The following is a 22,700-nucleotide window of genomic DNA, read 5'->3' as shown; positions in this document are numbered from 1 at the left end:
CGCCACCGCGACACCCGGAAGGAAGACATGGACGACAACGCCCCGAACGGGCCGCAAACCATCGGCATCCTCGGCGCCGGCAAGGTGGGTACGGTGCTCGCCCGGCTGGCCCTCGCCGCCGGCTACCGGGTGCTGATCGCCGGCTCCGGGGACCCGGCGAAGATCGCCCTCACCGTCGAGGTGCTCACGCCCGGAGCGGTCGCCACCACCGCACTGGACGCCGCGACCGGTGCCGACCTTGTCATCCTCGCCCTCCCGTTGAGCAAGTACCGCAGCATTCCCGCCGAGGCGATGCGCGGCAAGCCGGTCGTCGACGCGATGAACTACTGGTGGGAGATCGACGGCATCCGCGACGACCTCACCAACCCGCGTACGTCATCGAGCGAGACCGTCCAGACGTTCCTGTCCGGTTCCCGGGTCGTCAAGGCGTTCAACCACATGGGGTACCACGACCTCGAGGCCGAGGCCCGACCGGCGGGGACGGCCGGACGTAAGGCGATCGCGGTCGCCGGCGACGATCCGGCCGACGTCGCCGCGGTCGCGACCCTCGTCGACGCGCTCGGCTTCGATCCGGTCATCGCCGGACCGCTCGCCGAGGGCGTACGGCTCGAACCGGGCAGCGAGTCGTTCGGCGCCAACGTCAGCGCCGACGAACTGCGGGCCATGCTCGACCGCTTCCCGGAGTCGGAGCGGGGCCGGGTCGTCGCCGCCGCCCGCGCCGGGACGGGGCAGGACGCCGGTTGAGACGGGACGACGCCGGTCGAGACGGGCCGGGGCGGCCCGCTGATCGCGGACCGCCCCGGTTCAACCACAGGTCAGAAGCCGAGTACGCCCCGACCGCCGACGACCGGCAGCCGCAGCTCGCTGTCGTTCGGTGCGACCCGCAGTTCGGTGCCGCCGAACGGCAGCAGCGTGTACTCCTGGTCGCTGGAGAAGACGACCACACCGATCCGGTGTCCGGCCGGGAAGACGTAGTCCTTCGGCTCCAGGGTCCACCGGTAGTCGTACAGCTTGCCCTGCCGGACCGGCTCGGTGCGGGACGGACCCTTGCGGTTCTGCGGGTCCATCCAGCCCCGGGTCACCACGAACGGCGCGGCGGTGGAGCCGGCCGGGCCGTAGTCGACCAGGTAGACGGTGAGGTTGGCGTCCGGCTTGTTGCCGATCGCCATCCGCAGCCGCATCTCCGGCCGGCCGGAGAACCGTACGTCGGCGGCGAGCGCCGGTGAGAGGTAGGCGAGCCGGTTCGCGCTCGCGGCGTCCGGGTCGGCGACCAGGGCGTCGGGGTGGATGGTCCGGCCCTCGTCGACAAAGGACTGCTCGACGTTGCGGCTCGGCTGCCGGCCGGTGGTCAGCGTGCCCGGCTGGCCGGCGCTGGTCGCGGCCAGCTTCAGCGCCACCTCGCGCGCACCAGGATCAGGCCAGTTGCGGTACGTCGTGTAGATCCGGTTCTCGCGCTGGAGTACCGCGGTCGGCTCGTCCATGATGCCGTTGCGGATGTTCCACAGCCAGTAGTCGAACCACCGGTTCTCGGTCTGCTTGTACGTCCAGGTCTGCCCGTTCGGCAGGGTCACCGACGCGGTGCTGCCCGGTCCGCCGTGCCCGCCCTGGTGCAGCCACAGCTTGCGCGGCACCCGGTTCTTCGTCAGCTCGTCCCACCAGCCTGCGAAGTGCTCGGTCTTGACGTTCCAGTCGTTGAGCCCGTGTACGACGAAGACGCTCGCCTCGACCTTCCGGGCGTCGAGGTAGTCCCGGTCGGCCCAGAACTTCGTGTAGTCGCCGGTGACCCGGTCCTGCTCCTCGGTGATCTCGGCGAACTCGTCCGCGCAGCGTCCCTCGGACCGGGCCCGTCCGCCGGTGAACATGGCCAGGACGTCCGCGTCCTCACCCTGGTACGTCCCCGGGGCGACGACCAGGCCGTTTGCCCGGTAGTAGTCGTACCAGCTGCTGATCGCGGCGACCGGGACGATGGTCTTGAGCCCCTTGACCCCGGTGGTGGCGACCTGGTTCGGCAGCGTGCCGTTGTAGGAGGCGCCGATCATGCCGACCGCGCCGGTGGTCCAGTCGGCGTTGACCGGGGCGCCGTTGGCGTCGTACCCGCGCGCCCGGCCGTTCAGCCAGTCGATGACCGCCTTGGTGCCGAGCGTCTCGGCCTGGTCGCCGGTGGTCGGGCAGCCGTCGGAGTCGCCGGTGCCGATGCTCTGCCCGAGCACGACCGCGTAGCCGCGCGGCACGTAGTAGTCGTCCCAGGAGCCGGGCAGGTTGGCCTTCGCCGTCGCCCGTTGCACCCCGACGTCGGCGCTCCGCTGCCTGGAGCGGTCGGCGAGGCCGTTCTGTGGCAGTTCGTCGACCAGCACACTCGGGTATGGGACGTCCTCCCAGACGTCCTTGCGGTACGGGCTGTGTTCGAAGATGACCGGCACCTTGAAGCCGGTGGCGGTCTCCCGGGGGCGGGAGATGTCGATCGCGATCCGGTCGGGGCTGCCGTCGTGGTCGGTGTCGAGTGACGTCTGGACGTACACCCGCTCCTCGATCGCGTCGTCGAGCGAGAAGACCGGCTGGGTCATGCCGTCGCTGACCACGATGCCGGGCGTGGTGGGGGTCGCCGGCGGTGCCGCCGAGGCGGCCGGGGCGGCACCCAGGACCAGCGCGCCGGACATGCCGACGCCGAGTAGGGACAGGTACGGGGGTCGACGCACGGGCGTCTCCTTCGGTCGAACCGGTGGCCGAGCCGGCCAGGGGGTGGAGCCGGTAGAGCCGTCTGTCCACATGCTAGGTGCGATCGAAGGATTTGTTGATCATCTTTGCCGGGAAGTTCCCGCCACGGGTGGCCCTGTTGACGCCACCGGCCCGCCGAGGAGGCGGACCGGTGGTCCGGGTCGGGAGGTGCCGGCGGGAACCGGTCAGTGGGACTTGGTCAGCGGGACCGGACGATCTCGTCGACCAGGGCGGCGAACCTCTCCGGTGCGGCCAGGAACGGCGAGTGGCCGCCGGCCCACCGGCGGGTCTTTCCGGCGTGCGCCGACATCGTCTCCTGTAGCGCGGTCGGCAGGATCCGGTCGTCCTCGCAGACGATGTAGGTGGCCGGGATGTCGTGCCAGGCGGCCCGGGTCACCGTGCCGGTGAACGACACCAGGCTCTGGTCGACCAGGTCGGCCACCGCCCGCGCGGCCACCTCCTCGGGTACGTCGTGGTACAGCGCCGGGCCCGGGTGCTCGGGCCGCGGGAAGAGGCCGCTGGTGTCGGCGGGCACCTCCATGCCGTGCCGGCTGTACATGGACTCGCCGTCGTCGAGCAGGTACGCGGCCAGGAAGATCAGGTGGTCGACGTTGTGGGCACCGGTCAGGCCCTGGGCGGTCGGGATGCCCCCGTACGAGTGGGCGAGAACCACCACCGGGCCGTCGACCGCGTCCACCTCCCGGCGGACCGCGTCGGCGTCGTCGTACATCGAGGCGGTCGGGTTGGTGCCGGCGCTGGGCAGCGCGGCAACCCGAGTCTCGTATCCGAGTTCGGCGAGCGCGGCCCGGGTGGCGTCCCAGGTCGAGGGGCGGTGCCAGGCGCCGTGCACCAGCACGATCACCGGCCGCTCCGCGGTTGCGTCAGTCATCCTTCTCCTCTTCGGGACCAGGTCCGCGGGCTCGCGGACAACGTCGCCGTACATGGTGTCAGACATTGTGTCCGACGATTCGTCCGGAGCGCGTCGCGCGAGGAAGGTCACGTCATCCCCGACTTGCCGAATTCCGTCAACGGTGGAGCCCTGGGTTTTCGTGACGCTGAGGACAGCTAAGTGCTAATGTGCTAGGACCCTAGTGATTTGGAGTTGGAGTGATCGAGTTTCACCTGGACGCCCGATCCGGCGTCGCGCCATACATGCAGTTGATCCAGCAGGTCCGCCAGGCCATGCGGTTGGGGCGGCTCAACGAGGGGGACCGGCTGCCCACGGTCAAGGAGGTCGTCGCAAAGGTGGCGATCAACCCGAACACCGTGCTCAAGGCGTACCGGGAGTTGGAGTACGAGGGGCTGGTCGCGGTCCGGGCCGGCATCGGGACGTACGTGACCAGGACGTTGAGTGACGCGTCGCTTGCCGCGCACGGGCCGCTGCGCGAGGAGTTGGAGCAGTGGCTCGGCAGAGCCCGGCACGCCGGACTCGACGAGGAGAGCATCGAGGCGCTCTTCGTCAGCACGTTCCGGACCCCGGCGGGGGAGCGGGCATGACCGCCGCCATCGAGACCGCACGGCTGACGAAACGGTACGGGCGGCGCCCCGCACTGACCGACTGCGACCTGAGCATTCCGCGCGGCCGGGTCGTCGGGCTGGTCGGGCCGAACGGTGCCGGCAAGTCGACCCTGCTGCAGTTGGCCTGCGGGCTGCTGGCGCCGACGTCCGGCACCATCGAGGTCCTCGGTGCCCGCCCGGCGAGCGGGCCGGAACAGCTGGCCAAGGTCGGTTTTGTCGCCCAGGACACTCCCACCTACGCCCGGCTTACCGTGGCCGAGCACCTGCGCCTCGGCGCCCGACTCAACCCGGGCTGGGACGCCGCGCTGGCGGCCCGCCGGATCGAACACCTCGGACTGGACCCGGCCCAGCCGGCCGGCAAGCTCTCCGGCGGCCAGCGGGCCCAGCTGGCCCTCACCCTGGCCGTCGCCAAGCACCCCGAGCTGCTGATCCTGGACGAGCCGGTGGCCAGCCTCGACCCGCTGGCCCGCCGGGAGTTCCTGCAGAACCTGATGGAGTTCGTCGCCGACAGCGAGGCCAGCGTGGTGCTCTCCTCGCACCTGGTCGCCGACCTGGAGCGGATCTGCGACTACCTGGTCGTGCTGACCGCCGCGCGGGTCCAGCTCGTCGGTGAGGTCGACGAACTGCTCGCCACCCACCACCGGCTGACCGGGGACCGGGTCGACCCGGCCACGCTGCCGGCCGGTCAGCGACCCATCCAGGCCAGTCACACCGAACGGCAGTCCACCCTCGTGGTACGCAGCACCGCCCCGGTCGACGATCCGCGCTGGACGGTAGGCCGGCTCGACCTGGAGGACCTGGTCCTCGCCTATCTGACCGAGGCCGCCACCGTCGGCCGTACGCCCGTCCTGGAGGCCCAGCGATGACCTGGCTGACCTGGCGTCAGTTCCGTACCCAGTTCTCGGCGGTCCTGGCCGTCCTGGCCGCGTTCGCCCTCCTGCTGCTGGTCACCCGCCCCGGCCTGAACGAGCTGTACGCCAGCAGTGGCCTCACCACCTGCGGCGACAGCTGTGGCTCCGCCGCCGACAGCTTCCTGACCCGGGTGGGCGGGGGCATGATCGGCAACTTCTACTACCTCGGCATCGGCGGCATGTTCGCATTGCCGGCTCTGCTCGGGGTCTTCTGGGGCGCGCCCCTGGTCGCCCGGGAACTGGAGACCGGCACCCACCGGCTGGTGTGGAACCAGAGCGTCACCCGCGCCCGCTGGCTGGTGGTCAAGCTCCTGCTCGGCGGCGTGGCCAGCATGGTCGCCGCCGGGCTGATCACCCTGGCGGTGAGCTGGTGGGCCGCCCCGATCGATACCGTCGGCATGGACCGGATGCTTCCCCACCTCTTCGCCAACCGAGGGCTCGTCCCGGTCGGCTACGCCGCGCTTGCCTTTGCCGTCGGGGTCACCGCAGGGCTGCTCATCCGGCGTACCGTGCCGGCGATGGCGGTCACCCTGCTGGTGGTCGCCGTTGTCCAGATCGCCATGCCCTTCCTGGTCCGCCCATACCTCATCGCCCCCGTCCACCAGGTCCGGGCGATCGACACCGAGCGACTCGAGATGTTCGGGATGAACGCCGCCGGGGAGGTGTGGCTGCTCGGCAAGATGGAAGAGCCCGGTGCCTGGATCATCTCCAACCGCACCCTGACCCCGGCCGGCGAGCCGTTCGCCGCGACCAACCCGGAGGTCTGCAACCGGGAGAACGGTCCCCGGCCCTGCCTGGAGTGGATCGGCACGCTCGATCTGCGGCAGGAGGTGTACTACCAGCCGGCGAACCGCTACTGGCCCCTACAGCTGATCGAGACGACGCTGCTGTTCGTGGTCGCCGTCGGTCTCGGCGCCTTCTGCCTCTGGTGGATCCGCCGCCGACTGGCCTGACCGTCACCGTACGACGGACGGGGGTGCCGGGCAGGCGGCGTTGGGTGTGGGAACGTTGACCATAGCTTGATCACTTACGTATGGTGTGCGCCGTGAAGAACATGCGCGAGCCGACGTTCCTCATCCTCACCGCGCTGGCCGACGGGCCCCGGCACGGCTACGGCATCGTGCGTGAGGTCCGGACCCTGTCCGAGGGCCGGGTCAGCCTGCTGACCGGCACCCTCTACACCGCGCTCGACCGACTCACCGCCGAGGGGCTCATCGAGCCCGACCGCGAGGAGGAGGTCGACGGGCGGACCCGGCGGTACTACCGGATCACCACCGAAGGGCTCGCCGCGCTCACCGCACAAACCGCCCGGCTCCGCCAACTCGCCGCCGCGGCCGAGGCCCGGCTCCGCACCGTCCGGCCGAGGACCGTGTGATGGGCCGCCCATCCGGGGAGCGGGTGACGGTCGACCGGCTCGCCCGCCGGTACGGCCGACTGCTGCTCGTCTACCCGCGGACGTACCGCCGCTTCCGGGGCGACGAACTGCTCGGCGCCCTGCTCGACGCCGCCCCACCCGGCCGGACCCGGCCGACCGTACGGGAAACCGCCGACCTGGTCCGGCACGGTCTGCGGGCCCGCCTCGGTCGGCCGGCCAGTCGTACCGTCGTCGCCTGGGCCCTGCTCGCCTCGGTCATCGGCGGTCTCTTCACCGCCGCGCTCGCGACCCGGGTCGCCTGGCAGACCGCCGAGCCACTGCCCCGGACCGCCGAGGCGCGGGAGATGCTCGCACAGATCCTGCCCGGGCAGGAGTTTACCGGCATCGAGGACGCGCCCGCCCTCTTCGTCTTCTACGGACAGCCGCTGAGCTGGGGCGCCGTCCACAACCTGCTGTTCTGGGACGGCGGCGAGTACGCCCAGGCGGGGATCGGCGGCGTGGTCGACGGCACGCTGGCGTACCCGCCGCAGCAGACCATCGAGCTGGTCCAGCGCAACCTGCGCGCCGACGGCTGGACGGTCCATCCGACGACGACCAACGACATGTACGGCTGTGTCGGCCCGCCCTGCGACCCCACCACGATCCCGAAGTCCACCACTATTGTGGCGGGGCGCGGGGACACCACGTTCACCATGCAGGTGAACCCGGCGTACCCGGGAAACTCCGCGTTCATCTCGGCGGGGTTCCGGCGGGCCACCCCGTCGGCTGTGTACCCGTACGGGATCGGCGGCGGTCTCCTCGGCGGGGCGGCCGTGTTCCTGCTGTTCGGCTGGGCCAGCCGGCGGACCGAGCGACGCCGGCTGGCCGGTGCCGGGCTGAAACTGCTGTTGGGTGTCACGCTCTTCCTCTGGTGGGTGCCGACGGTTGCCTCCGTCCAGTGGATGGCCCGACACCACCGTGCCGAGCCACACCCGTCGTGGCACCCGATGTGGGAGTGGCTCGGCCAACCGACGTTCTCCCTGCCGTTCCTGGTCGGCTGCGGATCGGCGCTGCTCGGCCTGGCGATCGCCGCCGTACCCGGTGGCGACCGCGAGCCGGGCAGCGCCGCCGCCGACCGGCCGACGCCGGTCTAGCTGAGTCGGCGGATCCGCCAGAAGCAGCAGACGACCAGCAGCGCGGCGAGGGCGAGGAGGATCCCGGTCTCGGTCCACTGCAGTGCCCAGAACTGACTGTCCGGGTGGTAGACAACGTCCTGGCGGAGGCCGAGGGTGCCGATCCAGGCGTCGCACTTGTCCGGTGACCCGCTCCGGCCGCAGACGTCCAGGTTGGCCGGGCCGCGGAAGACCTCGCCGCCGGGGGTGATCGTCTGGTTCGACACCGTCCAGGCGTTCGGCACCCCGGCGCCGAAGATCTCCATGGAGCCGTTCTGCCGGATCCCGACCATGGCCAGTTTCTCGAGGTCCAGAAGCGGTGTCTCGTGGCGCGGGGCCACCAGCCGGGTCCGGAGCCACAGCGGCATCGCCACCGCGGCGGCGGTGTAGCCGGCCAGGGTGGCGGCCATCGCCGGCATCGTCCGGCGGATCAGCATGCCGCAGGTCACGCCGAGGGTGAACGCGAAGACGGCGTAGCCGACCGGTACGACGCCCCGGGCGCCGTAGACCAGCGGGGTGATCCGGTCCCCGGCGGCGCCGTCGATCCGGTCGGCCCAGCCGGTGACCAGCACACTGAGCAGGCCGGTGACCGCCACCGTGGTAGCGCCGAGGAACACGAGCTTGCTGGCCAGCCAGCGGGTACGGCTGACCGCCTGGTTCCAGATCAGACGGTGGGTGCCGGCCTCCAGTTCGCGGGCGACCAGCGGAGCACCCCAGAAGATGCCGACCAGGGCGGGCGTGAGGTACATGACCGCGAGACCCGAGAAGTAGAGGGTCCCGGCGGCGCTGTCGTTGACCCGGGTGAGGAAGTCCCGGGTGACGGTGGCGCAGTCACCGGAACAGGCGGCGACCTCGGCGTACAGCTCGGTGATGGTCGGGACGGTGACGAGCAGCAGGACGCCGAACACGGCCAGGGCGGCGGCGGTGACCACCGCCGGGGTACGGAACTGGCGCCAGGTGAACCAGAACATCAGGCGTCCTCCAGAACGGGCCGGGTCGACGTGGCGGCCTGCGACATGTGGGCCAGGACCACGTCTTCGAGGTCGACGGGTTCGACGGTCAGCGACGGGTCGTCGAGCGGGGGCGTGCCGCGTACGACGAAGGTGGACCGCTCCGGGGCGTGGGACTCTTCGACCACCTGGACCCCGGCGGGCAGCTTTGCCGCGTCGCGCCGGGCGCCGGTGAGCCGGTGGTGGTCGGCGGTCAGTTCGTCGACGCCGCCGGCGACCCGGACCTGGGAGGCGACCAGGACGATCACGTGGTCGCAGACCCGTTCCAGGTCGGAGACCAGGTGCGAGGAGAGGATCACGCTGCTGCCGTGCTCGGTGGTGTGGGCGGTGAGGCTCCGCATGAACTCCCGCCGGGCGATCGGGTCGAGCGCGGCCACCGGTTCGTCGAGGATGAGCAGCTCCGGCCGTTTCGCGATGGCCAGGGTCAACGCGAGCTGGGCGCGTTGACCGCCGGAGAGCCGGCCCGCCTTCTGCTTCGGGTCGAGGCCGAGCTGGGTGATCCGCTCCTCGGCTGTCCGCTGGTCCCAGCGCAGGTTCGTCCGGGCGCCGAGGCGCAGGTGGTCGGCGATGGTGAGGCCGGCGTAAACCGGCGTGTCCTGGGCGACGAAGCCGACCCGGGCGAGCTGCGCGGCGCCCGAGGCGGGTCTGCCGCCGACCACCTCGATGGTGCCGGCGGTGGGGGCGAGCATACCGACCGCCAGGTGGAGAAGTGTGGTCTTTCCGGCGCCGTTCGGGCCGACCAGCCCGACGACCTTGCCGGGCGGGACGGAGAGGGTGCAGTCGGACAACGCCACGCGTCGCCCGTACCGCTTGGTCAGGCCCTCGGCACGGAGCACAGGGCTGGTCATGTGGACTCCTCGGTTGGTCCGGAGGTGAGCCTCGGCTGGCAGGGAGGTTGGTCCGGAGGCTGCGCCGACCCTGTGGCCGGCCGTTACCAGCGGGAACGCTAGGGGCGGCCGATGCCGGGGCACGTCGGTCGCGGCGACGAACCTGACCCCGTCGCGGGGACGATTCGCCCACCGGATCCTCCGCGCGGTGTACGTACCGGGGACGACCCCGACCGCGTCGCGGACGATGTGGCGGGCCGGCCGGAACTGCCACACTGGCCGGTGGACGGGGCAGTGGTGACGGACAGGGCGGTGGTGATGGAGCGTTGGCGGACCGGCCTGGCCAGGCTGTGGCGTCGTACGGCCGTTCCGCCGCCGCGATCGTCGCGCTGGGCCTGGGGCGCCGACGTGCTGCTCGCCGTGGCGCTCGCCGTCGGCATCCTCAACGGCCTGGTCGGCGACGAGGTGCGGGCGGAGCGTCAGGACATGCCGGGGCCGCTGCCGGGCATGCCTTCGACGGCACCGGTGGTGCCCCCCGAGTGGATCATCATGCCGCCGAGACCCGAGCCGATCTCCGGTTCCGAGCTCGCTCTCTGGATACTGCTCGCTCTGGCCACCGCGTTACCGGTCGCGCTGCGTCGGCGCTACCCCCTGGCGGTCTTCTGGGTGGTCCTCGCCGCCAGCGAGCTGTACCACGGACGCGGCGGCCTCGACGCCACGTTCACCTTCGCCGCCTGCGTGGTCGTCGCCTACGGCGCGGTGATGTACAGCCCGTACCGGGCGGCGGCGGTGGTGAGCGTGCTGGTCGGCGCCGTCCTGGTGGTCAGCGGTCACCGGGGCAACCTGCCGCAGACCCAACCCGAGCTGGTCTTCCTCTTCCTCCTGGTGCCGGTCGCGCTCGCGGCGAACGCCGTGCACACCCTGCGACAGCGGGTGCAGGCGGTGGAGGCGCAGCGGGAGACCGAGACCCGGCTGGCCGTGCAGCGCGAACGGGCCCGGATCGCCCAGGAGCTGCACGACGTGGTCACCCACAATGTCAGCGTGATGGTGGTGCAGGCCGGTGCCGCCCGTACGGTGCTCGCCGTCGCGCCGGAGAAGGCGCACCAGGCACTGCTGGCCATCGAGTCCGGCGGGCGCGCCGCGATGAGCGAGCTGCGGCACGTGATGGGCCTGCTCAGTCTGGACGGTGACCCGGACGACCAGCCCGGGGCGGACGAACTCACCCCGCCGCCGGGCCTCGGCCAGGTGCCGACGCTGGTGGCCCGGGTCCGGTCCGCCGGGGTTCCCGTCGCACTGACCGTGACCGGCACCCCGGAGCCGCTGCCGGTCGGTGTCGACCTCGCCGCCTACCGGGTGCTGCAGGAGGCGCTGACGAACGTGGTGAAACACGCCGCCGGGGCGTCCGTGACGGTCCGGATCGCGCACGGGCCGGACGTGCTGCGGATCGAGGTCTCCGACACCGGGGGTACGGCGGCGGTATCGGCCCGGTTCGGCAACGGCCGAGGGTTGATCGGCCTGCGGGAGCGGCTCGCGATCTACGGCGGCACCCTCGACGTCGGTCCGCTGCGCTCCGGCGGGTACCAGGTGCGGGCGACCATCCCGGTGGGGCCGTCGTGACCGGGCCGCCGCGCGACGTGGTCGCCGACGGGCAGGCCCCGCTCCGGGTGGTCATCGCCGACGACCAGGCCCTGCTCCGGACCGGGTTCGCGATGATCCTCGGCGCCGACGGCAGGATCGAGGTGGTGGCCGAGGCCGCCGACGGCGCCGAGGCGGTCGCCGCGGTCCGGCGTACCCGCCCGGACGTGGTGCTGATGGACATCCGGATGCCGGAGATGGACGGGCTGGAGGCGACCCGGCGGATCGTACGGGAGGCGGTCCCCGCCCCGCGCATCATCATCCTGACCACGTTCGACCTCGACCGCTACGTGTACGCCGCGCTGGCCGCCGGGGCGAGCGGCTTCCTGCTCAAGGACGTCTCACCCGAACGGCTGGTCGCTGCGGTGCACATGGTCCGGGCCGGGGACGCCTTGCTTGCCCCGACGATCACGCGGCGGCTCGTCGAGCGTTTCGCCCGGCAGGACGACCGTGGCGCGCTGCACCGGGACCTCTCCGCGCTCACCCCGCGGGAGTTGGAGGTGCTGCACCACCTCGCCCGGGGACTGACCAACGCGGAACTCGCCGGACGGCTGCATCTGAGCGAGACGACGGTGAAGACGCACGTCACCCGGATCCTGTCGAAGCTCGGGCTCCGCGACCGCGCGCAGGCCATCATCGTCGCCTACGAGACCGGGCTGATCACGCCGGGCGGTGGCACCGAACCCGCGACGTCGCCTGCGGGGTCCTGATCCGCCCCTGGCCGACCGCGTTCAGGCTGCGACGTTGACGGTCTTCAGGGTCCGGCCACCGCACCGGACCGGCCCCGCTCGGCCTCGGCGGCGCGGGCGATCGCCTGGAGCAGCGCGGTGGCCGAGCCGGTGAGGCGCCGCCCGCGCGGCCAGACCGCCCGCAGGGTACGGCGCAACGCCAGCCCGCGTACCGGGACGGCGACCAGCAGTTTCGCGGCCAGTTCGGTCTCCACCGCGTAGCGGCTGAGTACCGCCGGGGCGGTGCCGGCCATGGCGGCGCCCTTGACCGCCGCGTTGGAGCCGAGGGCCAGCTCCGGTGGCAGCGGGTCGAGGTCGGCGAGCGCCCGTTCGAGGGTCTCCCGGGTGCCGGAGCCGACCTCGCGGACCACCAGCCGGGTCCCGGCCAGTTCGGCCGGCTCCAGCGGCTGGCGTCGCCGCGCCCAGCGGTGTCCCGGTGCCACCACCACGATCAACTGGTCGTGCCCGACGACCAGGGTGTCGAGCCCTTCGGGCACCGTCGGCCCCTCGACAAAGCCGATGTCGATCCCCTCGTCGGCGAGGACCAGCCGGGACACCTCGGTCGAGTTGATCACCGTCAGGCCGACCCGGATGTCCGGGTACGTCATCCGCAGGTGGTGCAGCCACCGGGGCAGCAGCGCCTCCGCGACGGTCATGCTCGCGGCGACCCGCAACTGGGCGGCCCGGGCCTCGCGGAGCGCGACGAGGCTGTGCCGGAACTCGTCCGCCGCGTCGAGCAGGCGTACCGCCCAGCCGACCACCACCCGGCCGTCGTCGGTCAGCGGTGACCCACGATGGGTACGGAGCAGCAGCGGCACCCCGGCCCAGCGTTCCAGGGCGGCGAGTCGCTTGGTCGCCGACGGCTGGGCGATGCCGGCCGCCCGGGCCGCCTGGCCGATGCTGCCCAGTTCGGCGACGTCGGCCAGCAGCCGCAGGGACGCCAGATCGGGCAGGTCGGTCATAGCCACAGGCTATGGCGTCGAACCTGATCACGGTCTACCAACTCGGCGACAACCGGCGTTACCTGGGAGGGCGGTACCACGAGGGGGTGACGGGGTGGCGGTAGCGGAACAGACACGGGTCGACGTACGGGCAGTGGCCCCGACCCGGCCCCGACCGGCCGCCACCCTGCCGGGCCTCGCGGTCGCCGCCGTCGCCGCGCTGCTCGGGTACGCGGTCAACCGGCTCGCCAGCCCGGTCAGCCCGATGATCGTGGCGATCCTGCTCGGCATCGCCGTACGCAGCCTCGGCGGTTACCGGGACTGGATGCGTCCCGGCCTGACCTTCGCCGCCAAGGGCCTGCTCCGGGCGGGCATCGTGCTGCTCGGCCTGCAACTCGTCGCCGCCGACATCCTCGCTCTCGGGTTCGGCCCGCTCAGCGTCGTGGTGGCCAGCGTGGCGGCGGCCTGGCTCGTCACCCGCTGGGTCGGGCGGCGACTCGGGCTGCGCCCGGCGACCGCGCTGCTGGTCGCGACCGGCGTCTCCATCTGCGGTGCCTCCGCCGTGATCGGCATGAACGAGGTCGCCGACGGCGAGGAGGAGGACGTGGTCACCGCGATCGGCGTGGTGACCGTACTCGGCACCCTCTGCCTGCTGCTGATCCCCGGCCTCGGCCTGCTCCTCGGCCTCGACGACACCCTGATCGGCCTCTGGGCCGGGGCGAGCATCCACGAGGTCGGCCAGGTCGTCGCGGTCGGTGGGGCGGTCGGCGCTGCCGCGCTCGCCACCGCCGTCGTGGTGAAACTCTGCCGGGTCGCGCTACTGGCCCCGTTGGTTGCCCTCGTCGCGACCGTCCGGCGCCACACGGCAGCCATCCCGGATCCGGCCGACGCGGACCCGACCGCGGCGGGTCGGCGCGGACGGGGCCGGCCGCCGGTGCTGCCCTGGTTCGTGACCGGGTTCCTCGCCGCGATGGCGCTGCGCTCGACCGGAGTCCTGCCACCCGCGCTGGTCACCGTGGTCTCGGCGGTCGCCGGCATGCTGCTGGCCGCCGCGATGTTCGCCGTCGGCACCTCGGTCGACCTGCGTACGGTCGCCCGGGGCGGCGGCCGGGCGCTGGCCACCGGTGCGGCCGGCACCCTGGTGCTGGCGGGCACGTCCCTCGCCGGCCTGCTGCTGGTCGGCGCCGGATCCTGACCGGCCACGGGGTCCCATTGGCGTGCGGAGACGGGCGATTGGCGGGTCGACCTGGCGGGGGGATGACGCCGCTGCCGGTGACGACGAACGGCCCCTGCCCTGACGGGAGGGACCGCGTGTGGTCGCGTAGGCCCGGTCTCTACTGCCTGGGCCGAGGTGTGGTCACTGACTGGTCTGGTTGTGCCGGAGGGCTTCCTCAAGCTGGTCTTCGAGGATGATGATGCGGCAGGCAGCGGCTACGTCGGTGCCCTGGTCGCACATCTCCCGGGCTCGGGCGGCAAGGCGTAGTTGGTAGCGGGAGTAGCGGCGGTGCCCGCCGCTGGAGCGGTACGGAGCGATCAGCTTCGCGTCGCCGAGCCGGCGTAGGAAGTCCGGCGAGCAGCCGATGATCTCCGCGGCGCGGCCCATGGTGTAGGCGGGGTAGTTCTCGTCGTCGAGCACGTCGTCGGGTTGAGCCACATATACCTCCATGACGAGGGCCCCGGTGCCGAAGCGCCGGGGCCCAAGGGTTACAGGTCGAAGACACCATCTACCGACGAGAACGTCGGCTTGTCATATCCACACCCACCCTGCGTGAGGGTTTTGGGTGCGAGGATCGCATAAGCGTGACCGGAGACCACCTTTCGTTCGATGGCAACAACGGTGTCCGCGCCCGGCCCGTCAACGTGCGGCCGGCGGCGGGCGATCCAACGGTGTACGGACCTCCCTTTCCTCTGACTTCCTTCGTGCTGTCCGCCGGCGTCGGAGCCCCACGCGACTTCATGGCCCCGGCACGTGCGACGGAACGGTGTTACCTCCAGGTGGAGCCCTGAACCTGACATTGGCCCCACCACCCTGATCGCCCGGCCTGCAAAATCATGACCGGGGTACTGCGGTACTTCGGTCTTGCGTCACTGCAAGGTGCGTCGTGCTGTACTGCGGTGTTTCTGTTGCCTGGCGGGGCGCTGATCGTTTCCTCGGCCCCGGCTCCCTCGCCCTCGTGCGGGGCGGTCTCGTCCGCGTCTTTGTTGTTCTCTCTCGACGTCAGGAACATTAGTTGCCCGCGCCGAGCATGTCTAGTGCTTCGAGCATAGATTTTGTCGGAGGGCGTAGGTAGGTTCGCCCGGACGGCAGGAGGCGACGGGCCGGAAGGACAGGCCTTCCGCGATCTCAGTCGGGCTTGCGGGCCAGCACGTAACCCTGCACGGTCTTCTCCTCGCCGGCCGGCTCCCGGACGGTTGTCGACCGGGGCTCGAAGCCGGCTTCCCGGAGCAGCTGGCAGATGTCGTCCGGCCGCTGCCGGTACCAGTCGCAGTTGATCGGCTTGCCGAACGCCTCGTCCCGGTGCATCACGTCGTCACCGACCTGGAAGGCCAGCATCAGCTGCCCGCCCGGGGCGAGCACCCGGTGGAACTCGGCGAACACCTCTGGCCGCCGCTCCCACGGCACGTGGATGATCGCGTAGTACGCCAGCAGCCCGCCGAGCGAGGCGTCCGGCAGGTCGAGGGCGAGCATCGAGCCGACCTCGAACCGCAGCTCCGGATAGGTGCGGCGGGCGTAGTCGACCATCCCGGGGGAGAGGTCGACGCCAAACGCGTTCAGTCCCAACTCCTGCAGCACGATGGTCACCCGGCCCGGCCCGCACCCGACATCGGCGACCGGACGGTCGGCGCCGTCGGCGCGGACCAGGTCGGCGAAGAGGCCCAGCAGGGCCCGGTCCACCGGGCTGTCGGCCAGGTGGTTACCGAACATGTCGACGTACTCCTGCACGGTGTTGTCGTACGACTCCCGGGTGGCGGTGAGAAACGGTGGCTCAGACATGGCGGTGCAGCCTAGTCGCCCGGCGGCCCGGAGCCGTCAGGAGATGCCGATCCGGCTCAGCACGTCACGGAACGTCGCCAACGACATCGTGGCACCCTCGGACGGCACGACGTCGAGCAGGTAGACCGTGTCCGCCACCTGCCAGCGCAGCAGAAAACGGTCTCCGCCATACGGATCGATCCTGCCACGCATGCCGGTCACCTCGACGGTGTCCACCGGATCGCCCTCCGGTACCGCAGCCAGGTCGTGGCCGGCCGGATAGCCCCGGATCTTGATGTCCGGCCCACCGGGGCGGGTGTACGACACCGCCCAGGCGCCGGGCGGCCCGAAATCTGCCGGCCTGGGCGAGCTGAACGTCGTCGACACTTCCCACCAGCCGTCCGTCCCACCGGGCACCTCCGGCAGGTCCGCCTCCCGGTACACCGGCCGGTCACCGTTGTCGTACGCGTCCACCAGGTCGCGGCGGGCGAGCGGCTCCGGCAGAGTCACCCGGAGCGGGGTCAGTTTGTCGTCGCCGCAGCCGGTGCCGGTCGGGGAGTCGTCGGTGACCGCGATGGTGACCGCGCCCGTGCCGGGTGAGACGGTCGCCCCGGGCTGCCAGGTCCCCTGGCAGGGCGTGCCGTCGGCGGGCCGCGACACGTAGACGGTGAGCGTCCGGTCGTCGCGGCCCACCCGCGCCATCCACCAGGTGAGCCGGTCGTCCACGGCCACGGCCGGCCCACCCGCCGTCTCCGACCCGGTCCGCCCCGACCGGTCCGACCGGTCCGACCGGTCCGACCGGTCCGACCGGTCCGACCGGTCCGACGTGGAGGCGTACCACAGGGTCGGGCCGGCCACCAGCGCCAGCGTCACACCGGCCGCCACCACGGTGCGGCGGGTACGGCGGCGCCGGACCCGGGACCGAAGCCCTGCCAGCGGAGGCCGGCGCAGGTCGTCCGGAATATCGGGAACGGCCTGGTCGAGCAGGCGCGCCAGCGGCTCCTCGGCTCTCATCGCTGCGCCTCCTCGGTCAACAGGGCCCGCAGCGCGGGATCGGACCGGAGCGCGGCGAGCGCCCTGGCGGTGTAGGACTTGACCGTGCCCAGGCTGATGCCGAGGGTGCGGGCGGTCGCCGCCTCGGTCAGGTCGGCGTGGAACCGGAGCATGAGCACCGCCCGCTGCTGACGCGGCAGCCCGCGCAGCGCCACCCGGACCACGTCCCGGACGTCGGCGTCCGCGTGCGGGTCGGCGCCGGATCGCTCGGGGATCCGGTCCGTCGGCACCTCGGCCCGCCAGCGGCGCCGCCACCAGTTCAGATAGGTGGTGGCCAGCATCGCCCGCAGGTAGGCGTCCGGTACACCGTCCCGGACCCGGGGCCATCTGCTGTAGACCCGCGCGAGCACGGTCTGCAGCAGGTCCTCGGCCCGGTGCCAGTCACCGGTCAGCAACCACGCCGAGCGCAGCAGCCGGGGCCAGGCCACCGCCACGTACGCCTCGAAGTCACGTACCGCATCCGAATCGTCCACCACGCCTCCGCACCGTCAACAGGGCGACGGACGCGGATGGTTGCCACCCGGGGCCGGGAATCTATCCGAAGAGCTTTTCCTGCCGGCCCTGCCAACCGTCCAGAACCCGCTCCGGGTCGGCGTCCAGCACCTCCGTCAGCAGCGTCGCGTACACGTCCCGGAAGTCGACGGTGAACTTCAGGTCGCCGTCGTCCAGGTCGGTCAGGCTCGGTTGTTCGCCGTGCAGTCCGCCACGTACCCCGGCGCCGAGCAGGAGGACGTTGGACGCGGTGCCGTGGTCGGTACCGTCCGAGGCGTTGGCCCGGACCCGTCGGCCGAACTCGGAGTAGACCGCGACCACCACCCTGCGGCCCGCCTCGGTACGCGCCATCCGTTCGACGAATCCGGTCAGCGCCCGGTCCAACTGACCCAGCAGCACCGCGTGCAGTTGCTTCTCGTCGGCGTGGCTGTCGAAGCCGCCGAGCGAGACGGAGAAGACCCGGGTCGACACCCCGGCCTCGACACACTGCGCGACCAGGTCCAGTTGCGCCTGCAACGACGTACGGGCACCGCCGGTCGCGGTCGCCGCCGGCCGGTCCTCCGCGTCGTCGGCCTCCCCGGCGTCCTCGGCCGCGTCCCGTACCGCGGCGATCATCTGGTCGACGGAGCGCAGGTCGGCGAAGCACGCCGCCGCCCGGGCCTGGGCCGGTGACTCGCCCGGGCTGCCGGCGGCGAACCCGGCCAGGGTCTCGTCCGGCAGGCCACCCCGCCGGGCCCGCCCGCCCACCGGTACCGAGGCACCGGCGCTCCGCTCCCCGGCCAGCAGCGGCGGCACCGCCGACTCGAACGAGACCGCGAGCCGGGGGTCCCCGCCGACCCCGTCCAGCCAGCGTCCGACCCAGCCGGTCGTCCCGGGCCGCTCGGGAGCGGCGGTCTGCCAGATGTCCATCGAGCGGAAGTGGCTGCGGTCCGGCTTCGGGTAGCCGACCCCACGGACGATTGCCAGCCGCCGCTGACCGTGCAGACCGTGCAGACCGGTCAACGCCGGGTTCAGCCCGACCGCGTCGTCGAGCCGGAGCACCTCGTCCGCCGGGTAGGCCAGCTCGCCCCGGGCGTCGTGGTACGCCGGGTCGGCGTACGGGACGACGGTGTTCAGGCCGTCGTTGCCGCCGTAGAGGGTGACCAGCACGAGCGTGCGTCCGTTCGGGTCCCGGTCGCCCGCCGTGGCCAGCAGGTCGGTGAGGGTGAGCGTGGCGGCGCCGGCGGCCAGCGCGCCCGCGCCCACCACGCCGCTGGCGATCAGGAACCTACGTCGGGTCAGGGTGTCCACGTCTGGCCTCCGGTTGTCAGCTGACGGTGTACTCGGGACTCACCAGGCCGGCCGCGATCAGGCGCTGCGTCCGGCCGGCCAGCGGTGTCAGCGCCGCCCGGCTGCGGTCGGTCCAGGTGTCCACGACCAGGAGCCGGGCCAGCGCGTCGAGCCGGTCCGCCTCCGGTGTCGAGTCGAGTCGCTGGACCGCCGCCGGCGACGCCGCCGCCGCGAACAGTTCGGCCAGCCGCATCCGGGCCTGGAGCGCCGAGGTGGTCAGCCAGGCGGGGCCGGCCGGCCAGCCGCCGACGCTCGGCGGCCGCAACGGCAACTGGTCCATTCCGGACAGTCCCGACAGGAGCTGCCGGCGTTGCTGGTCGGAGAACGCGGACGGCCGTACGCCGAGCTGGCGCATCGCGCCGACCGCCCACTCGACCGGCTGTTTGACCAGGTGCCCCCGGCTCTGCCCGAACGCCGGATCGGTGAAGATCGCCCGCAGCGCGGCGGTGACGTCGACCGGCTTGGCGGTGCCGGTGGCGTCGAGCGGGGCGCCGGTGTCGCCTGCCGGGGCGGCGGGCACCGGCTCGGTGCCGGCGAACCGGAGCCACAGGCGGCCGTGGACGTACCCGGCCGTCTCCGGCCGGGCGGCGAGCAGCCGGGCGTACGAGTCGGCGTCGAATCGGTCGGTCCGGCCGAGGATCGTCTTCGGCCCCCGGTCGTGCCGTTTCGGGTTGAACCCGGCCACGCCGGTGTCCCGGGCCACGGTCCAGCCGGTCAACGCCCGGGCGCCGGCCTTCACGTCGTCCTCGGTGTAGTGGCCGATGCCGAGGGTGAAGAGTTCCATCAGCTCGCGGGCCAGGTTCTCGTTCGGCGCCCGGCGGGTGTTCTTCTCCCCGTCGAGCCAGAGGATCAGCGCGGGATCCCGCACCATCGCGGCGACCAGGCTGTCGAACCCGCCCCGACCGTGCCGGCGCAGGGTGTCGAGCTGGCCCAGCATGAGCTGGGCGGACCTGACCTTCTGCACACTGGTCGCCCAGTGCCCGTGCCAGAAGAAGACGAGTTTCTCGACGAGCTGGTGCTCGGCGGCGACCATCCGGTCCAGCCACCAGTACGTCAACTGTCGCACCTGTTCGGTACGCCGCCGGTTCGCCTGCTGACGCTGTTCCCGGCCCGCCGACCGGTCGAGGGTCGCGCGCGGGTCGGGACCGAGTTGGGGAGCCGGGGTCGCCGCCGCACCATGATCGTCACCGGCCGGGTTGAGCAGCCGGTCGAGGGTGGCGTCGAATCCGGCTCGTACGGCGGCGTCGACCTCGTCGGCGGTCGGGCCGAACGTCGCGCGGCGCAGCAGGTGGGCTGTCAGGTCCCGGGCCATTGTCCGACCATAGGCACCTCTGCCCCAAACCGGCAATTTCCGGGTGCAGGCAGATTGTCAGCCGGCGGCGGCCGGGGGCGCCACCGTGTCGAGGAAGCCGTCGACCGCCCGACGGAACGCGGTCGGCTGTTCGACCCACGGAAAGTGTCCACAGTGCTCGATGGTGGCCAGCTCGCCGGCCGGGAACAGCTCCGCCAACGCCAGCACCGGGGCGAGCCCGGTGACGTAGTCCCGCGCCCCGGCGACCACCAGCACCGGCGCCTCGATCCCGGTCAACCGGTCGGTGAGGTCCTCCGGGGGGTCGACGCTGAAGTACGCCCGGCGGGCCGCCAGCCCGTACTCGGCGTCGGCGGCGTGCGCCCGCTCGGTCTCGCCCCAGGCGGCGTACCCGATCGGGGCGGCCCGTCGCTGCCACTCGTCGAAGTGTTCGTCGTCGATCGTCAGCCCGACGCCCCACGCCTCGATCGCGGCCTCCAGGGCCGGCTCGCCCCGCCGGTCCGCCATCAGCTCCGGGCTGTCCGACGGTACGTCGACCAGCAGCCCGGCCGGCGGGGTGATCAGCACCATCGCGGCGACCCGGCTCGGGAACCGGGTCGCGTAGCCGATCGCCAGCGGGGTGCCGGCCGAGTGCGCGACGAGCAGCACCTGTTCCAGCCCGAGCTGCCCACGCAGCCGGTCCACGTCCTCGGCCTGGCACCACCAGGAGCCGAGTTCCACCGCGGCCGGCTCCGGCGACCGACCCACCCCGCGCAGGTGCGGTACGACCAGCCGGTGCCGGTCGCCGAGTCCGGCCAGGTCACCGAGGTAGCGGGGATGCCGGGCGGGGCCGCCGCCGAGGAGGATCAGCGGCGGTCCGCCGGCGCTCTCCGGCCGGCCCAGCTCGTCGTAGTACAGGGACGTACCGTCGACACCCAGGTAGGTTGGCATCGCGTCACGGTACTCCGTTCGGTGGTCGACCGATCGACCGACCGTGCCGCCGTTACGCGGGCGGGCTGCCAGGCGTTGACCGCTACTCGGCGGGCTGCCAGGCGTTGACCGCTACTCGGCGGGCTGCCAGGCGTTGACCGCGAGCCGGCCGGTGGTGCCGAGGTCTATCCCGCCGTCCGGGGCGACCAGCTGCGCGGGCGTTCCCGGCGCCGGGGCGATCTCCAGAAAGCTGCCGTTGGTCGCGGGCGTGGTCGCCTCGGTGACCGTGTTGCGCCACAGCACCCGGGCCCGGGCCACCTCGCCCGGCGCCAGGACCACCTCCCGGGGTGGTCCGTCGTAGCTGTCCGGTGCGCTGACCGGCGACGACCCGTTGCCGACCGTGACGTCGAGCGGCTGCCGCCGGTCGTCCAGCAACCGGACGACCGGGAAGCCCTGTACCCGGTAGGGGGCGGTGCCGCAGTTGCGCAGCTCGATGCCGAGTGCCCGCAACCCCATCGCCGCGCTCACCTGGCCGGCGCTGATCTGGAAGCCGTCGGCGCAGCTGGCGGTCGGAGTCGGTGCGACGGTCACCGTCGGTTCCGGCACCGGCGGTCGGCTCGGCCCGCCACAGCCGGCCAGCAGTGCGGTCGCGCCGAGCAGTGCGCCGAGCCGGCGCGGTGGGCGGCTGTGCGTCACCTGGAATTCCTCCTCTTCCTGCCGAACCCCGTCGATCAGGAGAACGTGTAGCCGGTCAGGTACTCCGGTACGACGACCCGGGTCCCCGGGGCCACCCGGCGGATCGTCGCGATCATCGCTTCGAGACGCTGGCGGTCGGCCGGCAGGACCGGAGGCGGATTCCGCAGCTCGGTCTCGAAGTTGTCCCAGTGCACCGGTACGACGATCGACGGGTGGTCCAGGGCCTCGAGCAGCCGGGGTACGTACTCGTGGGTCGCGTCACTGGACGCCATCGCGATCATGGCGATGTCGGGGGCCAGCCCGGTCACGTTGCGCTCCACGAAGTCGCTGGCGCCCATGAAGAAGACCCTCGGCCCGTTCCGTACGGACAGCAGGTAGGCGAGGGTGTCGCCCTCGGGCAGGTCGGCGACGGTCGCCGGCTTCGGCGGCTGGCTCAGCCGCAGCCCCGGGATGCCGACCGAGTACGCCGCGTTCCGGCTGTGCAGCGACGAGACCACCTCGACGGAGTAGTCGCCGAACTCGAGCACCTCCCCGCCCTTCACCAGGCCCAGCTGACCCGACGGGACGCCGGAGGCCAGCCCGAGCTGGTACGTCGTCATCGTGCCGATCACCCGCGCCCCGGTTGTCGTCGCGATGTGCGGTACGTCGTTGAAGTGGTCCCAGTGCGAGTGGGTGACCAGCACCGTCTCCGGCCGGCCCACGTGCGCGGCGACGACGTCGGCGGCCACGGTCAGCGGCGTCGCCATGTTCATCCCGCCGTCGAACAGGCCGGTCCGGTAGCGGCTGAGGTACGGGTCGACCAGCACGGTCTTCGCGCCGATGTCGATCCGCCAGCCGGCCGTACCGAACCAGCGGAACGTCGCGGTGCCCCGGCCGGTGGTCCGGCCGGTGGTCCGGCCGGCGGTCGGCGCGGTGCCCCGGGCTGCTGGAGTGACGGGCGCGGCCAGCCCGGGTGTCGCACTGGCCGCGAGGCTGGCCGAGGTCAGCGCGGCGGCGCCGACGGTGGCGGTCCGGAGCAGATTCCGGCGGTCGAGGCGGGATTCGGACATGACGGGTCCTTCCGATCAGGCTCGGCCGGCAGCGGACTGTCGGGCCGAGCGGGTCGAGTGCCGAAACCCAACCACCGG

23 protein-coding genes are annotated in these 22,700 nt (G+C 72.3%); 9 read left to right on the top strand and 14 right to left on the bottom strand.

The genetic code is table 11. The annotated features are described in order from the left end of the window. Positions 1-27: 27 nt before the first annotated feature. A complete protein-coding gene (locus ABGB21_RS16720) occupies positions 28-744 on the top strand; it encodes an NADPH-dependent F420 reductase (RefSeq protein ID WP_347678437.1) in 717 nt (238 codons plus the stop codon). 71 nt (positions 745-815) lie between these two features. Here the strand turns inward: ABGB21_RS16720 and ABGB21_RS16715 are convergent, their stop codons facing one another. Beyond that, the gene (locus ABGB21_RS16715) at positions 816-2,696 is read right to left on the bottom strand and encodes a Xaa-Pro dipeptidyl-peptidase (protein WP_347678435.1); all 1,881 of its coding nucleotides are present in this window, start codon (positions 2,694-2,696) and stop codon (positions 816-818) included. A 218-nt stretch (positions 2,697-2,914) separates the two neighbouring features. Then, positions 2,915-3,604, bottom strand: coding sequence for an alpha/beta hydrolase (locus ABGB21_RS16710; RefSeq protein ID WP_347651846.1), 690 nt, complete (start codon positions 3,602-3,604; stop codon positions 2,915-2,917). Positions 3,605-3,822: 218 nt separating this feature from the next. Between ABGB21_RS16710 and ABGB21_RS16705 the strand changes: the two genes are divergently transcribed. The 5 genes from ABGB21_RS16705 to ABGB21_RS16685 all read left to right on the top strand — a co-directional run bounded on the left by ABGB21_RS16705 (position 3,823) and on the right by ABGB21_RS16685 (position 7,652). Continuing rightward, positions 3,823-4,212, top strand: a complete 390-nt coding sequence (locus tag ABGB21_RS16705) for a GntR family transcriptional regulator (protein ID WP_347678433.1) — start codon at positions 3,823-3,825, stop codon at positions 4,210-4,212. Then, entirely contained in the window at positions 4,209-5,099 is an 891-nt protein-coding gene (locus tag ABGB21_RS16700) for an ABC transporter ATP-binding protein (RefSeq protein ID WP_347651844.1), read from the top strand. Before ABGB21_RS16705 ends, ABGB21_RS16700 begins: the two co-directional genes overlap by 4 nt. Continuing rightward, positions 5,096-6,097, top strand: a complete 1,002-nt coding sequence (locus tag ABGB21_RS16695) for a hypothetical protein (protein ID WP_347651843.1) — start codon at positions 5,096-5,098, stop codon at positions 6,095-6,097. Before ABGB21_RS16700 ends, ABGB21_RS16695 begins: the two co-directional genes overlap by 4 nt. A 101-nt stretch (positions 6,098-6,198) precedes the next feature. Beyond that, positions 6,199-6,519, top strand: coding sequence for a helix-turn-helix transcriptional regulator (locus ABGB21_RS16690; protein WP_347651973.1), 321 nt, complete (start codon positions 6,199-6,201; stop codon positions 6,517-6,519). Beyond that, positions 6,519-7,652 (top strand): hypothetical protein, encoded by a 1,134-nt coding sequence (locus tag ABGB21_RS16685; RefSeq protein WP_347678431.1) that lies wholly within the window; start codon positions 6,519-6,521, stop codon positions 7,650-7,652. Before ABGB21_RS16690 ends, ABGB21_RS16685 begins: the two co-directional genes overlap by 1 nt. Here the strand turns inward: ABGB21_RS16685 and ABGB21_RS16680 are convergent. Continuing rightward, positions 7,649-8,641 carry a hypothetical protein gene (locus tag ABGB21_RS16680; RefSeq protein ID WP_347651841.1) on the bottom strand — a complete coding sequence of 331 codons (993 nt, stop codon included), beginning with the start codon at positions 8,639-8,641 and terminating at the stop codon, positions 7,649-7,651. The two genes, ABGB21_RS16685 and ABGB21_RS16680, sit on opposite strands and share 4 nt — an antisense overlap. Then, entirely contained in the window at positions 8,641-9,528 is an 888-nt protein-coding gene (locus tag ABGB21_RS16675; RefSeq protein WP_347651840.1) for an ABC transporter ATP-binding protein, read from the bottom strand. The genes ABGB21_RS16680 and ABGB21_RS16675 overlap by 1 nt, the downstream gene beginning before the upstream one ends. Before the next feature lie 276 nt (positions 9,529-9,804). On the opposite strand from ABGB21_RS16675, the gene ABGB21_RS16670 reads away from it, so the two are divergent. Beyond that, on the top strand, positions 9,805-11,124 hold the full coding sequence (locus ABGB21_RS16670) for a histidine kinase (protein ID WP_347651839.1): 1,320 nt from the start codon (positions 9,805-9,807) through the stop codon (positions 11,122-11,124). Next, positions 11,121-11,852 (top strand): response regulator transcription factor, encoded by a 732-nt coding sequence (locus ABGB21_RS16665; protein WP_347651838.1) that lies wholly within the window; start codon positions 11,121-11,123, stop codon positions 11,850-11,852. The genes ABGB21_RS16670 and ABGB21_RS16665 overlap by 4 nt, the downstream gene beginning before the upstream one ends. 44 nt (positions 11,853-11,896) lie before the next feature. On the opposite strand, the gene ABGB21_RS16660 is transcribed toward ABGB21_RS16665, so the two are convergent. Next, complete coding sequence (locus tag ABGB21_RS16660; protein ID WP_347651837.1) at positions 11,897-12,832, bottom strand: LysR substrate-binding domain-containing protein; 936 nt, start codon at positions 12,830-12,832, stop codon at positions 11,897-11,899. 94 nt (positions 12,833-12,926) lie between these two features. On the opposite strand from ABGB21_RS16660, the gene ABGB21_RS16655 reads away from it, so the two are divergent. Then, positions 12,927-14,006: a putative sulfate exporter family transporter gene (locus tag ABGB21_RS16655; protein ID WP_347651836.1), complete on the top strand. Its 1,080-nt coding sequence runs from the start codon at positions 12,927-12,929 to the stop codon at positions 14,004-14,006. Between the two features lie 162 nt (positions 14,007-14,168). On the opposite strand, the gene ABGB21_RS16650 is transcribed toward ABGB21_RS16655, so the two are convergent. From ABGB21_RS16650 to ABGB21_RS16610, 9 genes are all read right to left on the bottom strand, one after another. Continuing rightward, positions 14,169-14,477, bottom strand: coding sequence for a MerR family transcriptional regulator (locus ABGB21_RS16650; protein ID WP_347651835.1), 309 nt, complete (start codon positions 14,475-14,477; stop codon positions 14,169-14,171). A 678-nt stretch (positions 14,478-15,155) separates the two neighbouring features. Continuing rightward, positions 15,156-15,806 (bottom strand): class I SAM-dependent methyltransferase, encoded by a 651-nt coding sequence (locus ABGB21_RS16645; RefSeq protein ID WP_347651834.1) that lies wholly within the window; start codon positions 15,804-15,806, stop codon positions 15,156-15,158. A 36-nt stretch (positions 15,807-15,842) separates the two neighbouring features. Next, entirely contained in the window at positions 15,843-16,799 is a 957-nt protein-coding gene (locus ABGB21_RS16640) for a hypothetical protein (protein WP_347678429.1), read from the bottom strand. After that, positions 16,796-17,311 carry a SigE family RNA polymerase sigma factor gene (locus ABGB21_RS16635; RefSeq protein WP_347651832.1) on the bottom strand — a complete coding sequence of 172 codons (516 nt, stop codon included), beginning with the start codon at positions 17,309-17,311 and terminating at the stop codon, positions 16,796-16,798. Before ABGB21_RS16635 ends, ABGB21_RS16640 begins: the two co-directional genes overlap by 4 nt. A 61-nt stretch (positions 17,312-17,372) precedes the next feature. Then, complete coding sequence (locus tag ABGB21_RS16630) at positions 17,373-18,620, bottom strand: DUF1501 domain-containing protein (RefSeq protein WP_347651831.1); 1,248 nt, start codon at positions 18,618-18,620, stop codon at positions 17,373-17,375. A gap of 16 nt (positions 18,621-18,636) precedes the next feature. Continuing rightward, entirely contained in the window at positions 18,637-19,971 is a 1,335-nt protein-coding gene (locus ABGB21_RS16625) for a DUF1800 domain-containing protein (protein ID WP_347651830.1), read from the bottom strand. Positions 19,972-20,028: 57 nt separating this feature from the next. Next, a complete protein-coding gene (locus ABGB21_RS16620) occupies positions 20,029-20,898 on the bottom strand; it encodes an alpha/beta hydrolase (RefSeq protein WP_347651829.1) in 870 nt (289 codons plus the stop codon). A gap of 111 nt (positions 20,899-21,009) precedes the next feature. Then, positions 21,010-21,573, bottom strand: coding sequence for a DUF4232 domain-containing protein (locus ABGB21_RS16615; RefSeq protein ID WP_347651828.1), 564 nt, complete (start codon positions 21,571-21,573; stop codon positions 21,010-21,012). A gap of 35 nt (positions 21,574-21,608) precedes the next feature. Continuing rightward, positions 21,609-22,622 (bottom strand): MBL fold metallo-hydrolase, encoded by a 1,014-nt coding sequence (locus ABGB21_RS16610; protein ID WP_347651827.1) that lies wholly within the window; start codon positions 22,620-22,622, stop codon positions 21,609-21,611. Positions 22,623-22,700: the final 78 nt, after the last annotated feature.

Origin of the sequence: Plantactinospora sp. B24E8 (assembly GCF_039871735.1) — a bacterium.
Taxonomy (GTDB): Bacteria; Actinomycetota; Actinomycetes; order Mycobacteriales; family Micromonosporaceae; genus Plantactinospora.
Note: the sequence above shows the minus strand (reverse complement) of the source record. Positions and strands in the feature narration are given on the sequence as shown.